This window comes from Acidovorax sp. (assembly GCF_034519795.1).
In the GTDB taxonomy this organism is placed as follows: Bacteria; Pseudomonadota; Gammaproteobacteria; order Burkholderiales; family Burkholderiaceae_C; genus Acidovorax.
On sequence record NZ_JAXHOB010000031.1, the window covers coordinates 244,820 to 258,948 of the forward strand.

A 14,129-nucleotide genomic window follows, 5' to 3' on the forward strand; every position below is an offset into this window, starting at 1 on the left:
GCCGCTACCGTGACCTTGCACATGACCACGCTGGCGGGCGGCAACGCCCTCAGCACCTTTCGCGCCCAGCAACTCCAGCCTGCCCTCGAGGCCATCCACCCCAAGATCACCGGCATCGCTGCGCGCTTCGTGCACCTGGTGGCCACCGATGCGGCACCCTCGGCGGAAGAGCAGGAGCGCCTGGCGGCCCTGTTGACCTACGGCGACCCCTACGCCGGCCCGGACAATGGCGCGGTCATCGTCGTCACCCCGCGCCTGGGCACGCTCTCGCCCTGGGCCTCCAAGGCCACCGACATCGCGCGCAACTGCGGCATCGCGATTCGCCGCGTGGAGCGCATCACCGAATACCGCGTGGCCCTCAAGCCCGGCCTGCTGGGCGGCACGCCCGAGCTGAGCGCCGACCAGGTGGCCCAGGTCGCCGCCCTGCTGCACGACCGCATGACCGAATCGGTGGTGGCCGACCGCAGCGGCGCCGCCGCCCTGTTCACCGAGCTGCAGCCCGCGCCCATGGAGCATGTGGATGTGCTCGGCGGCGGCCGCGCCGCGCTGGAGGCCGCCAACACCCGTTTCGGCCTCGCCCTGGCCGAGGACGAGATCGAATACCTGGTCAATGCCTTCACGGGCCTGGCGCGCAACCCCAGCGACGTCGAGCTGATGATGTTCGCCCAGGCCAACAGCGAGCACTGCCGCCACAAGATCTTCAACGCCGAGTTCACCATCGACGGCGTGGCGCAGGACAAGAGCCTGTTCGGCATGATCCGCAACACCCACCAGCTGGCACCCCAGCACACGGTGATCGCCTACTCCGACAATGCCTCGGTCATGGAAGGCCACCAGGTCGAGCGCTTCCTGGCGCGCATGGGCGATGCCGGCGCAGTGGGCTATGCCAAGAGCGAAGCCACCCAGCATGTGCTGATGAAGGTGGAAACGCACAACCACCCCACGGCGATCTCGCCCTTCCCCGGTGCCTCCACCGGCGCGGGCGGTGAAATCCGCGACGAAGGCGCCACCGGCCGCGGCTCCAAGCCCAAGGCGGGCCTGACTGGCTTCACGGTATCCAAGCTCTGGGGCAGCGAGGTCGGCAAGCCCGAGCACATCGCCAGCCCGCTGCAGATCATGGTCGAAGGCCCCCTGGGCGGCGCGGCCTTCAACAACGAATTCGGCCGGCCCAACCTGGCGGGCTACTTCCGCGAGTACGAGCAGAACGTGGGTGGTGTGCAGCGCGGCTACCACAAGCCCATCATGATCGCGGGCGGCGTGGGCGTGATCGACGCGGGCCTTACGAAGAAGATCGAGTTCCCCGCCGGCTCGCTGCTGATCCAGCTGGGCGGCCCGGGCATGCGCATCGGCATGGGCGGCAGTGCCGCCAGCTCCATGGCCACCGGCACGAATGCGGCCGAGCTCGACTTCGACTCCGTGCAGCGCGGCAACCCCGAGATCGAGCGCCGTGCGCAGGAGGTCATCAACCACTGCTGGGCGCAGGGCGATGCCAACCCCATCCTGGCCATCCACGACGTGGGTGCGGGCGGCCTGTCCAACGCCTTCCCCGAGCTGACCAACGACGCCGGCCGCGGCGCGCGCTTCGACCTGCGCGCCGTGCCGCTCGAAGAGTCGGGCATGGCGCCCAAGGAAATCTGGAGCAACGAGAGCCAGGAGCGCTATGTGCTGGCCATCGCGCCCGGTTCGCTGGCGCAGTTCCAGGCCTTCTGCGAGCGCGAGCGCTGCCCCTTCGCCGTGATCGGCACCGCCACCGAAGAGCGGCAGCTGGTGCTGGAAGACACGGCCGTGGCCGCTGGCGACCAGAAGAACCCCGTCGACATGCCGATGAATGTGCTCTTGGGCAAGCCGCCCAAGATGCACCGCGACGTGGCCACGGTGGAGCGCCAGTTCGCGCCCATGGACCTGACCGGCGTGCCGCTGCAGAAGGCCGTGATCGACGTGCTGGCCCACCCTACGGTGGCGTCCAAGCGCTTCCTCATCACCATCGGCGACCGCACGGTGGGCGGCCTGTCGCACCGCGACCAGATGGTCGGCCCCTGGCAGGTGCCCGTGGCCGACTGCGCCGTGACCCTGGCCGACTACAAGGGCTTTGCCGGCGAGGCCATGAGCATGGGCGAGCGCACGCCGCTGGCCGCCATCAATGCGCCCGCATCGGGCCGCATGGCCGTGGCCGAGGCCATCACCAACCTGCTGGCTGCGCCCATCGAGCTGCCGCGCGTCAAGCTCAGCGCCAACTGGATGGCCGCCTGCGGCGAACCCGGTGAAGACGCGGCGCTGTACGCCACGGTGAAGGCCGTGGGCATGGAGCTGTGCCCGGCGCTGGGCATCTCCATCCCCGTGGGCAAGGATTCGCTGTCCATGCGCACGCAGTGGCAAGAGGGTGGCGACAAGAAGAAGGTCACCTCGCCCGTGAGCCTGATCGTGAGCGCCTTCGCCTCGCTGGCCGACGTGCGCGGCACCCTCACGCCGCAGCTTGACGCGACCGAAGCCGACACCACCCTGGTGCTGGTGGACCTGGGCAAGGGCCAGAGCCGCATGGGCGGCAGCATCCTGGGCCAGACGCTGGAGCAGAGCGGTGACGTGGTGCCCGACCTGGATGACCCGCAGGACCTGGTGAACCTGGTCAACGCGGTGAACGCGCTGCGCGCCAAGGGCCAGATCCTGGCCTACCATGACCGCAGCGATGGCGGCCTGCTGGCCGCTGCCGCCGAAATGGCCTTTGCCGGCCACGTGGGCGTGTCGCTCAACGTGGACCTGTTGGTTACCGAGGGCGATGGCATCAGCGACAGCCGCATGGAAACCGGCGACGCCAAGAACTGGGCCTCCCAGGTCAGCGCGCGCCGTGAAGAATTGACGCTCAAGGCCCTGTTCAACGAAGAGCTGGGCGTGCTGCTGCAGGTGCGCACCGCCGAGCGCAACGAGGTGATGCAGCTGCTGCGCGAGCACCACCTGTCGCGCTTCAGCCACTTCGTGGGCAAGACGCGCCCCGTGTCCTCGCCCATCGACGCCGGCAAGGGCGAGCTGCAGGTCTGGCGCGATGCCAAGGCCGTGTTCAGCGCGCCCCTGGTCGACCTGCACCAGGTGTGGGACGCCGTGAGCTGGAAGATCTGCCAGCAGCGCGACAACCCCGCCAACGCCGATGCCGAGCACGCCGCTGCCGGCGCCCCGGCTGACCCCGGCATGCATGTGCACCTGGGCTTCGACCCGGCCGAGAACGTGGCCGCGCCCTACCTCAACCTCGCGCGCCCCAAGGTCGCGATCCTGCGCGAGCAGGGCGTGAACTCGCACATCGAGATGGCCTATGCCTTCACCGAAGCGGGCTTCGAGGCCTACGACGTGCACATGACCGACCTGCAGACCGGGCGTGCCCAGCTGGCAGATTTCAAGGGCGTGGTCGCCTGCGGTGGCTTCAGCTATGGCGACACCCTGGGCGCCGGCATCGGCTGGGCGCGCAGCATCACCTTCAACCCGGTGCTGGCCGCGCAGTTCCAGGGCTTCTTCGGCCGCACGGACACCTTCGGCCTCGGGGTGTGCAACGGCTGCCAGATGTTTGCCGAGCTGGCCGACATCATCCCCGGCGCGCAGGACTGGCCGCGCTTCACCACCAACCAGAGCGAGCGCTTCGAGGCCCGCCTGTCGATGGTGGAGGTGCTCGAATCGCCGAGCCTGTTCTTCCAGGGCATGGCCGGCAGCCGCCTGCCAATCGCCGTGGCGCACGGCGAGGGCTATGCCAACTTCCGCTACCGGGGCAATGCCGACAAGGCGATTGCCGCCATGCGCTATGTGGACAACCACGGCGCGGCCACCGAGCAGTACCCCTTCAACCCCAACGGCAGCGCGGGCGGCCTCACCGCCGTGACCACGGCCGATGGCCGCTTCACGGCCATGATGCCGCACGCCGAGCGCGTGTTCCGCAACGTGCAGATGAGCTGGACCAGCGAAGACCGCAGCCAGCTGAGCCCGTGGATGCGCATCTGGCGCAATGCCCGCAAGTGGGTCGGCTGACCGCTGGCATGGCCGAAAGGCCGTAACCGCGATCAAGACGGGGCTTCGGCCCCGTTTTTAATGGGCCAGCGGTTGGCTGTCTCAGCTTTCCAGCGCAGCCCGCTGGTACACCAGCAATCGGCCCTTGTAGGCGGGGCGGTCGCCCAGGGCCGGGTGGTCCAGGCGCTCTTCCACCACCTCGAAGCGGTGCACCGCCATCTGTTTGTGGAAGGCGCTGCGGTTGCCGCGGTCGGGGTCCACGATCCAGATCTGCGCGCCCACCTCGGCATGGCGGTCGATGAAGCCGGCCAGGGTGGCGCGCGCGTCGCGCTCGTAGAGCACGTCGCTGCCCATGATCAGGTCGAAGCGGCCGCTCACGGTGCTGGGGGCCGGGCCATCGCACGGGGTGCTTTCAGGCGGGTTCCAGTGGCCGGCGCAGTACTTCATGGGCGGCAGGGCGTTCAGCCGCAGGTTTTCGAGCAGAAAGCGGTCGGCCAGCGGGTGGCCGTCGCTGGCGGTGATGTCCACGCCGCGCCGGTGGCACACCAGGCTGGCCAGGCCCAGGCCACAGCCGATCTCCAGCACGCGTTCGCCGGCCTGCAGCGGCCGGGTGGCCATGCGTTCGGCCAGTTGCGTGCCCGAAGGCCACAGCAGGCCGAACAGCGGCCACAGGGCGGACGAGATGCCCAGCCGCTCGGCTTCGCCCAGGGGGTCGGAAAACTGCTGCCTGTCCAGCAGCGAACGGATGATGAGATTCGCAGCGCCCGCGATCGGGACGCTGTCTTGCTTGGTGAGGTAGCCTGGCATGGCTCGGGCGAGAAGCCCGTTGTCAAGGGACCCCAAAAGGTTGGTGGTATGGCCGCCGAGTATGCGCCTTTTGCCGAAGGCGCGGCGGGCAAGGCCTCTGCAGGGCCTGCGCCATGCTGCGCGGTGACCCCAGATGTGTGGAATTGACCCGGGTCATTGCTATAGTCCATGTTTTGACCGAACCACCACCCAAGGACATCCCATGGCCGCTGGCAGCCTTCTAGCCCTGTTGGACGATATCGCCACCATCCTCGACGACGTCGCCCTCATGACCAAGGTGGCGGCCAAGAAGAGCGCCGCCATGGCCGACGACGTGTCGGTCATGACCAAGGTGGCCGCACAGAAGACGGCCGGCGTGCTGGGCGATGACCTGGCGCTCAACGCCCAGCAGGTCACCGGCGTGCGCGCCGATCGCGAGCTCCCGGTGGTCTGGGCCGTCGCCAAGGGCTCCATGGTCAACAAGGCCATCCTGGTGCCGGCGGCGCTGTTGATCAGCGCCTTCGCGCCCTGGGCCGTCACGCCGCTGCTGATGATCGGCGGCGCCTTCCTGTGCTTCGAGGGCTTCGAGAAGATCGCCCACAAGTTCCTGCACAGCGAGAGCAAGGACGAGGCCGAGCACGAAAGCCGTGCCCAGGCCAATGCCAACCCCGCCGTCGACCTCGTGGCCATGGAAAAGGACAAGATCAAGGGTGCCGTGCGCACCGACTTCATCCTCTCGGCAGAAATCATCGCCATCACGCTGGGCACGGTGGCCGCGGCCTCGTTCGCGCAGCAGGTGGCCGTGCTGGTGGGCATTGCCGCCATCATGACGGTGGGGGTGTATGGCCTGGTGGCGGGCATCGTCAAGCTCGACGACCTGGGCCTGTGGCTCAACAGCAAGAGCAGCGCCGTGGCCAAGGCACTGGGCACGGGCATCGTCAATGCGGCGCCCTGGCTCATGAAGTTCCTGTCCATCGCCGGCACCGCCGCCATGTTCCTGGTGGGCGGCGGCATCCTGGTGCATGGCGTGCCGGCCCTGCACCATGCCGTGGAGGGGGCAGGCGCTGCGTCCGCCCTGTGGCCCGTGGGCGGGCTGTGGGCCGTGCTGGTGCCCAACCTGCTCAACGGCGTGGTGGGCATCATCGCCGGCGGCCTGGTGGTGGCCGTGGTGACCGCCGTGCAGAAAATGCGTGGCAAGGGCGCGGCCGCGCACTGAAGTGAAGCATCCCCTGAGGCGCTGCGCGCCTTCACCCCTCTCTCGACTCGCTACGCGATTCGGGAGGGGGACGCCCCCAGCGCGGCGGGGCGGCCCTTGCGCGGGGGCGCTGGCTTAGGCCGCGCCAGTTTCATGCGCCGCGGGTGGCGCACAGATTGTTGATCCAGATCGAAGCCTGGGCGCTGGGTCGGTGGCGCGCCGCGCCAGCGGTGCCGATGGTTGATATGTGGCAAGGCGCATCGGTGCGCGTGGGGGCCCAATGCCTGCACGGGGGTCGTCCCCGTTCAACCGCATCGAACCAATCGCTCCCATGAACAACAACAAGCTGCTGAAACTGGCCCTGGTGGCCGCCTGCGCGCTGGCATCCGGCGCCACCATGGCACAAGGCGTACAAGACGCCAACGGCCCCTGGCTGGTGCGTGCCCGCGCCGTGAACCTGGGCAGCGCCAACAAGGACAGCACCGGCCTGGGCCTGTCGATCAACGACAAGGTGATCCCCGAGGTCGACGTCTCCTACTTCTTCACCAAGAACATCGCCGCCGAGCTGGTCCTGACCGTGCCGCAGAAGCACGACGTGCGCGCCAGCACCCTCGGCGGCAAGATCGGCACGCTCAAGCACCTGCCGCCCTCGCTGCTGCTGCAGTACCACTTCGACGCCCCCGGCTTCAAGCCCTATGTGGGCGCAGGCCTGAACTACACGCGCTTTTCCAGCGTGCACCTGCCCGCCGGCGTGGGCATTGACAAGAGCAGCTGGGGCGCGGCCCTGCAGGCCGGGGTGGACATTCCCCTGTCCAGGAACCTTTACCTGAACGTGGACGTGAAGAAGGTCTATATCCAGACCGATGTGTTCGCGGGCGGTGTGAAAGCCGGTACCTTCAAGGTCGATCCCGTTCTGTTCGGCATCGGCCTGGGCTACCGGTTCTAGGCGCTTCGGCGGTAGAACGCCAACGACCCAGCCAAGGCCAGCAGCGCACCGCCGCAGCAGCGGTCGAGCCAGAGCACGGCGCGGCGGTGCAGCAACTGCACCGCCTTCGCGCCCACGATGGCATAGGCCAGCATCACCGCGAAATCCAGGCCGGCGAACACCACCGCAATGGCGGCGTACTGCGGCCACTGCGGTGCATTCGCATCGATGAACTGCGGCAACAGGGCCGAGCAGAACAGATAGCCCTTGGGATTGGTGACCGCCACCAGGAACGACTTGGCAAAGATGCCGCGGGCCGTCACGCCCTCGGCACCGCCGGCCTGCGACAGGTCCAGCCCGCCCTGCGAGCGCAGCAGGCGCACGCCGAGCCATGCCAGGTAGGCGGCCCCCACCCATTTGACGACCGAGAACCAGAACTCCGAGGCCGCCAGCAGCGCGCCCAGGCCCAGCGCCACCGCGCCTACCAGCACGAAGTCCGATGCCACCGCGCCCAGCATGCCCGGCACGGCGCGGCGCACGCCATAGCGCGAACCATTGGCCAGCGCCAGCAGCACCGTGGGGCCGGGCGTGGCAATGGCCACCAACGCAACGAGCGCAAAAACCAGCAGGGTGGTCGCGTTCATGCCAGCACCGGGCCGCAGCCTTGCGGTTTGTGCACGCGTTCGGTTGACGCGGGAAACTTCGCGAGCTTGGATGCGGGCCGGCGCGGGCGCTGCAGCAGCTCACCGCCGCAGTTGGGGCAGATGCCACCCAGCGGGCCGCCCGCACAGGTGCTGCAGAAGGTGCACTCGAAGGTGCAGATGCGCGCGGCAGTCGTATCAGGGGGCAGGTCTTTGTCGCAGCATTCGCAGCTGGGGCGCATCTGGAGCATGGCGGGGCCTCGGGTGGTCGGTGGACCGATCACTCTATGCGCAGCTGCCTTGCCCGGCAAGATACAGACGGCTGCTGCCAGCAGCGCCGCCTGTACCGCTGCCTGCGTGCTCAGCCCGCTGGGGTGGCCGTCGGCACGGGCGTTTTCGGCCCGGTGCCTGGCGGTGGGTGCAGGGGGCCGTCATCGAGCGCCCACATGCGCCGCCACAGCCAGGGCAGGGCGGTCTCCAGGTCGGGCCGCTGCCACTCCTGCCGGGCCCGGGCGGTGCCGGCCAGCACCTGCTGCGGCGTGCCGATGTCGAAGTGGAACGAGTACGCGGGTTCCATGCCCATGCGCAGGTCGGTGATGTAGACATGCCCGCCCGCCTCGTTCATGCGGTAGAAGCCGTGGGTGAAGCGCGAGAGGCGCTGCACATGCACGTTGCCCTGGTAGGTGGCGAACAGGTCCGCTCCGCGCTCATGCCGCGTCCAGCGCATGGGCTGGTTGCCGCCATCGGCCAGCGAGCGAAAGCCCTCCAGATAGTGCGTGGGCGTCATCGCCACCACGCGCCACAGCACGGCAGAAAACGGCGCGGGCGTCACCAGCACGCGCTCCACAGTGATGCCCTCTGACTGCAGCGAGGCACGCGCAATGCCCTCCACATGCTGCTGCGCCAGCAGGCCAAAGCCCAGGTAGGCGGTGCTGAACACCAGTGCCCAGGCATTCCAGCGCAGGCCGCGCCGGCCATCGCGCCCGCGCGCCACCAGTGCCGCCACCACCCCGATGACCAGTGGCACGGTGTACAGCGGGTCGATGATGAACACGCTGCCCACGCCGTACGGGTGGTTGGTGAACGGGTACAGCAGCTGCGTGCCATAGACCGTCATCGCATCGAGCAGCGGGTGGGTGACCAGCGCCAGCCACAAGGCCAGCCACCAGCGCAGCATCTGCGGCATTTCGCCATGCAGGCGTGCGACCAGCCAGGCCAGCGGGCCTGACAAAAGTGTGAGGGTGAGCAGGGCATGGCTGCTGCTGCGGTGCAGCACCATGTTGAGCATGGCATCGCCATGGTCGATGAAGGCATCCAGGTCGGGCAGGGTGCCGGCCACGGCGCCCCAGAAGACGGCCTTCCACGCGGCGGTGCGGCGGCCCATGGTGGCGAGGGTGACGGCGGAGCCCAGGGCGATCTGGGTCAGTGAATCCATGGGTCGGGGTGTCCTTGTCTGGTGTATTTGTGGCAAAGATGTGTCTGCAAGCGAAATGCGGGCCAGCCACAACAGGGCTTGCCGTGCCCGCGCCAGGGCCCCATGATTGTGGCGTGGCCTGATGACAGGCCACACCCGCCATGCCGCCCGCGCAGCGGCACCCTAGGAGCCTGTCGGACTTGGAGCGTCGAAAGCGAAAATCGGCCTCAGCGAGGACAGTTTTTGCCGGATTTGCAGCCCCATAGCCAAGCTATGGGGCAAAAAGACGGTGAAAAATGGACCGCTGCGGCCGATTTGCAGCCGACGATTTCCAAGTCCGACAGGTTCCTAGTGGCCACGACCTGAGCACATGCGCAATCGTCCTACTTGGGGGCCCCGGCCCCGCCGCTAACCTTCCGAACCATGGCCAACGCACTCCTCCAGAATCCGTCGCCCTTGCTTCCAACCCGGGGCGCGCCGCGCCAAGCGGCCTGGAACGCCAAGCCACCCCACCTGGCCTTCGAAGCCTTTGAAGGCCTGCCCACAGAGCCGGGCGGCGCCGAGGTCGACATGCCGGCCCAGACGCTGGCAGACCCGTCGGTGTTCGGCGAGATCACCGAGGGCCTGCTGCAGCAGCCCGCCACCATCTCGCCCAAGTACTTCTACGACCAGTTGGGCTCGGAGCTGTTCGAGTCCATCACCCGCCTGCCCGAGTACTACCCCACGCGCACCGAGCACGCGGTGATGCAGCAGCACGCCGCCGCCATCGCCCAGGCCGTGGGCCAGGGCCGCACGCTGATCGAACTGGGCGCCGGCAATTGCGAAAAGGCGCGCACCCTGTGCCGCACACTGGCACCGGCCTGCTTCGTGGGCGTGGACATTTCGGCCGAATTTCTGCACGACGCCGTGGCCCGCATGCGCGAGGAGTTTCCGCACATGGACGCGCGCGCCGTGGGTGCCGACATGACGCGCGGCGTGACCCTGCCGGCCGACATTCCGCACACCGGGCGCCTGGTGTTCTACCCCGGCTCGTCGATCGGCAACTTCGACCCGCCGCATGCGCTGCAGTTGCTCAAGCAGATGCGCGCGCTGGTCGATGCAGACGGCCCCGAAGGCGAGCCCGATGCAGACGGAGGCCTGCTCATCGGCATCGACCTGCCCAAGGAAGTGGACGTGCTGGAGGCCGCGTACGACGATGCCGCCGGCGTTACCGCCGCCTTCAACCTCAATGTGCTCGCGCATGTGAACCGCCTCATCGGCAGCGACTTCGACCCCGCGCAGTGGCGCCACCTGGCCTTCTTCAACACCCTGCAATCGCGCATCGAAATGCACCTGCAGGCCATGTCGCCCCTGCAGGTGCGCTGGCCCGGCGGTGGTGTGCGCGACTTCGCGGCGGGCGAGTGCATCCACACCGAGAACAGCTACAAGTACACGCTGCCCGCCTTCACCGACCTGCTGGCGCGCGCTGGCTTCTCGCGCGCGCAGGCCTGGACCGACCCGCGTGGCTGGTTTGCGGTGGTGCATGCGCAGCCTTGACACGCGGCTTGCGCCGCCCCCATTGCACGGCACGCGATTGCCCCCGCCGAATGCCGCCACGCTGGGGCACACTGGCAGGATGATGAACACGCTGGCGACGACGACCCACCCGCCTCCTCAGCCTGCCGACTACGCCGCCGTGCGCCAGCGCTCGGTGGCGCTGGTGGCCCCGCTGTCGGCGGAAGACGCCTGCGCCCAGTCCATGCCCGACGCCAGCCCCGCCAAGTGGCACCTGGCGCACACCACCTGGTTCTTCGAGACCTTTGTGCTGGAGCCGCACGAACTGGCGTTTGCGCCGTTCCACCCGGCGTTTCGCGTGCTGTTCAATTCGTACTACAACGGCGTGGGCGCCAAGTACCCGCGCCCGCAGCGCGGCCTGCTCACGCGCCCCTCACTCGCCGAGGTGCTGGCCTACCGCGCCAACGTGGACGAGCGCGTGCAACGCCTGCTGGCCCGCCACACAGACAACGCCAGGCTGCTGGCCCTGGTCGAGCTGGGCCTGCACCACGAGCAGCAGCACCAGGAGCTGCTGGTCACCGACATCAAGCACCTGCTGTCGTGCAACCCGCTGTTCCCGGCGTACCACGACCTCCGGCCGATGGGCGGCAGCGGCCCCGCCCAGCCCCTCACCTGGCACCGCAGCGACGGCGGCGTGGTCGAAATCGGCCATGCCGGCGGCAACAATAGCAATAACAGCGGCGTCTTTGCCTTCGACAACGAACTGCCGCGCCACCGCGTCTACCTGCAGCCCCACGCACTGGCATCGCGCCTGGTGAGCAACGGCGAATACGCCGCCTTCATCGAAGACGGCGGCTACCGCAACCCCGTGCACTGGCTGGCCGAAGGCTGGGACTGGCGCACCGCGCAGGGCCTTGAACAACCGATCTACTGGCACCGCGCAGCGGGGCGGGGCGGTGATGATGCATGGCACGAGTTCACCCTGGCCGGCCTCGTGCCTCTGGCCAGCGCACTGCCCGCCGTGCACCTGTCGTACTACGAAGCCGACGCCTACGCCCGCTGGGCCGGCGCCCGCCTGCCCACCGAGGCCGAGTGGGAATGCGCCGCCGCGCGCCAGCCCCTGCAGGGCCATTTTGCCGACGGCCCCGATGCCCTGCTGCACCCCGGCGCGGCCGAGGGTGGGGGCATGGCGCAGATGTTTGGCGATGCCTGGCAGTGGACCCAATCGAGCTACGCCCCGTACCCCGGCTTTCGCACGGCCGAGGGCGCCGTGGGCGAGTACAACGGCAAGTTCATGGTCAATCAGTACGTGCTGCGCGGCGGCTCGTGCGCCACGCCTGCGGGGCATGTGCGGGCGACGTACCGCAACTTCTTTCCGGCGACTGCGCGGTGGCAGTTTTCGGGGGTGCGGTTGGCAAGGGATGTGTAGGGGCTGTGATTGGGTCCACCCGGCGCAAGCGTTTGCCAGGCTGGCGGGCGGGTCATCACACCCTCTCCAGCGCCTGCTCCATGATTTGCCAGGCCGGCAACCCCTTCAATTGCCCTGCTGCGGTCGCGTGCGATAGAAGTTCATCGGCGTTTCGCGCGCCTGGTTGAGCACCTGCCGCTTGATCTTGCCCACCACGTGCATCTCGCAGGGCTTGCAGTCAAAGCGCAGCGTTAGCTTTTCCTTGCCGTTGATGAGCATTAAAGGCTCGGCCTTGATGGTGCCTTGCACGCCGGTGACGCCCTTGGCCTGCTTGGGGCACAGGCTCATCGAGAAGCGCACGCAGTGCTTGGTGATCATGAGGCTGACTTCGCCTTCTTCCTCGTGCGCCTCGTACGTTGCATCGATCACCTTCACGCCGTGGCGCACGTAGAAGTTGTGCGCCTTGTGGTTGAAGACGTTGCCCAGAAAGCTCAGCGTGTCCTCAGGGTACTGGGCGGGGGGCTCCACCGGGGTGGCGCGCTGCAGGCGTTCGAAACCCTTGGCGCGGTTGGCCTCCAGGTCGGCCAGCGCGTCGCGGCGCAGGGCGTTGACGGCCGATGCGGGGATGAACCAGGGCTGCGAGAGCTGCAGGCCCACGTCGTTCACCGCGAAGAGGGTGGCGCCAAAGCGGGCCAGGTGCTCGCGCAGGCTGGCGTCGGCCTTGGCAGCGTCGGTGGCCGGCTGGTGAGCGTGGTCGAGCTGGGCGCCGCCGGCATAGCCGTCTTCATCGGTCAGCGTGAGGGCAAAGCCGCTTGGCGTTTCGGACAGGTAGACCCACAGGCCGATGCGGCGGTCGCTCGACTTCTTGTCGAGCGTGCGCACCCAGTCCATGTCGCGGTTGCGGTTGATCTCGGTGCCCCGGCGCAGGTCCTTGAAGCCCTCCATCGGGTCTTTGGGGAACACGCGCCACTGGGTGGTGCTGCGCGGCGAAACGGGCTCGGCCCGGTTGATGGCCATGCCCACCAGCTCCTTGTGCAGGTCGTAGTAGCACAGGCCGTCGCCGTTGTGCAGCACGGTGGCGGGGCTGCTCACTTCGAGCTCCACGAAATCGGCGCCCACCTTGGTCACCCACCCGATGGCCTGGCCGGGGTTCTTGGGGGTGTCGAAGGCGCCGATGTCCTGCTTGCGGCCGGTGACGAAGTAGTCGGTGAACTCGCGGTTGAAGTTCTGCAGCGGGTCGGGTGTGAAGGTGAACGTGGTGCGCCCGCTCGACGAGCGCGACAGCGGGTGGCCCGAGGACTCGTGCTCTTCCATGATGCCGTCGATGAGGGTGCGGTAGTGGGCCGTGATGTTCTTCACGTAGCCCATGTCCTTGTAGCGGCCTTCGATCTTGAAGCTGCGCACGCCGGCATCGATCAGGGCGCGCAGGTTGTCGCTCTGGTTGTTGTCCTTCATGCTGAGCACGTGCTTGTCGTGCGCAATGAAGCGGCCCTGCGCGTCGGTCACCTGGTAGGGCAGGCGGCAGGCCTGGCTGCAATCGCCGCGGTTGGCGCTGCGGCCGGTCTGCGCATGGCTGATGTTGCACTGGCCGCTGTAGGCCACGCACAGCGCGCCGTGGATGAAGAACTCGATGTTGGCGCGCCCCGGCGCATCCACCGGGCCCAGCGCCTTGTGCACTGCGGCGATCTGCTGCACCGTGAGCTCGCGCGCCAGCACGATCTGCGAGAGCCCCGCGTCTTGTAGAAAGCGCGCCTTCTCGGGCGTGCGGATGTCGGTCTGCGTGCTGGCATGCAGCTGGATGGGCGGCATGTCGATTTCGAGCAGGCCCATGTCCTGGATGATCAGCGCATCGGCCCCGGCCTCGTACACCTGCCACGCCATTTGGCGCGCTTCTTCGAGCTCATCGTCGCGCAGGATGGTGTTGAGCGTGATGAAGATGCGGCTGTTGAAGCGGTGCGCGTGGCGCACCAGGCGCGCTATGTCACGGATGTCGTTGCCCGCTCCGGCGCGCGCGCCGAAGGCCGGGCCGCCGATGTAGACGGCGTCGGCACCGTGGTTGATGGCTTCGATGCCAATGTCCGCGTCGCGCGCGGGCGCGAGCAGTTCGAGCTGGTGGGGCAGGAGAGACATGGGGCGCAATTATCCCAGCGCCCGCCACTCCCGGTCCAATGGGATTCCAATTAGCTCGACTAATGCTGTATGCAATTCTGTTGTGCAAGTCTGATGTGCCGAAGTCGGGATAGGATGGCGGCGCCTGGCCTGTCCCTCTGGTCAGCGCGCTC

The 14,129-nt window shown here is 68.1% G+C and carries 10 protein-coding genes; 5 read left to right on the top strand and 5 right to left on the bottom strand.

Annotated elements, in window-relative coordinates:
* Window positions 1-9 precede the first annotated feature (9 nt).
* Entirely contained in the window at window positions 10-4,005 is a 3,996-nt protein-coding gene (gene purL / locus U5N23_RS31345; RefSeq protein WP_322596567.1) for a phosphoribosylformylglycinamidine synthase, read from the top strand.
* 81 nt (window positions 4,006-4,086) lie between these two features.
* Here purL and U5N23_RS31350 read toward each other — a convergent pair whose 3' ends face one another.
* Complete coding sequence (locus tag U5N23_RS31350; RefSeq protein ID WP_322596568.1) at window positions 4,087-4,791, bottom strand: class I SAM-dependent methyltransferase; 705 nt, start codon at window positions 4,789-4,791, stop codon at window positions 4,087-4,089.
* A 202-nt stretch (window positions 4,792-4,993) separates the two neighbouring features.
* On the opposite strand from U5N23_RS31350, the gene U5N23_RS31355 reads away from it, so the two are divergent.
* A complete protein-coding gene (locus U5N23_RS31355) occupies window positions 4,994-5,986 on the top strand; it encodes a DUF808 domain-containing protein (RefSeq protein ID WP_322596569.1) in 993 nt (330 codons plus the stop codon).
* Window positions 5,987-6,296: 310 nt separating this feature from the next.
* Complete coding sequence (locus U5N23_RS31360) at window positions 6,297-6,911, top strand: OmpW/AlkL family protein (RefSeq protein WP_322596570.1); 615 nt, start codon at window positions 6,297-6,299, stop codon at window positions 6,909-6,911.
* On the opposite strand, the gene U5N23_RS31365 is transcribed toward U5N23_RS31360, so the two are convergent.
* The 3 genes from U5N23_RS31365 to U5N23_RS31375 all read right to left on the bottom strand — a co-directional run bounded on the left by U5N23_RS31365 (window position 6,908) and on the right by U5N23_RS31375 (window position 8,966).
* Window positions 6,908-7,534, bottom strand: coding sequence for a LysE family translocator (locus U5N23_RS31365; protein WP_322596571.1), 627 nt, complete (start codon window positions 7,532-7,534; stop codon window positions 6,908-6,910). The genes U5N23_RS31360 and U5N23_RS31365 overlap by 4 nt on opposite strands.
* Window positions 7,531-7,782, bottom strand: a complete 252-nt coding sequence (locus U5N23_RS31370; RefSeq protein ID WP_322596572.1) for a DUF1272 domain-containing protein — start codon at window positions 7,780-7,782, stop codon at window positions 7,531-7,533. The genes U5N23_RS31365 and U5N23_RS31370 overlap by 4 nt, the downstream gene beginning before the upstream one ends.
* Window positions 7,783-7,892: 110 nt before the next feature.
* On the bottom strand, window positions 7,893-8,966 hold the full coding sequence (locus U5N23_RS31375) for a metal-dependent hydrolase (RefSeq protein ID WP_322596573.1): 1,074 nt from the start codon (window positions 8,964-8,966) through the stop codon (window positions 7,893-7,895).
* 549 nt (window positions 8,967-9,515) lie between these two features.
* Here U5N23_RS31375 and egtD point away from each other — a divergent pair.
* Window positions 9,516-10,481, top strand: coding sequence for an L-histidine N(alpha)-methyltransferase (gene egtD, locus U5N23_RS31380; protein ID WP_322596630.1), 966 nt, complete (start codon window positions 9,516-9,518; stop codon window positions 10,479-10,481).
* A gap of 82 nt (window positions 10,482-10,563) precedes the next feature.
* Window positions 10,564-11,868 (top strand): ergothioneine biosynthesis protein EgtB, encoded by a 1,305-nt coding sequence (gene egtB / locus U5N23_RS31385; RefSeq protein ID WP_322596574.1) that lies wholly within the window; start codon window positions 10,564-10,566, stop codon window positions 11,866-11,868.
* A gap of 105 nt (window positions 11,869-11,973) precedes the next feature.
* Here egtB and U5N23_RS31390 read toward each other — a convergent pair whose 3' ends face one another.
* Complete coding sequence (locus tag U5N23_RS31390; RefSeq protein WP_322596575.1) at window positions 11,974-13,977, bottom strand: U32 family peptidase; 2,004 nt, start codon at window positions 13,975-13,977, stop codon at window positions 11,974-11,976.
* Window positions 13,978-14,129: the final 152 nt, after the last annotated feature.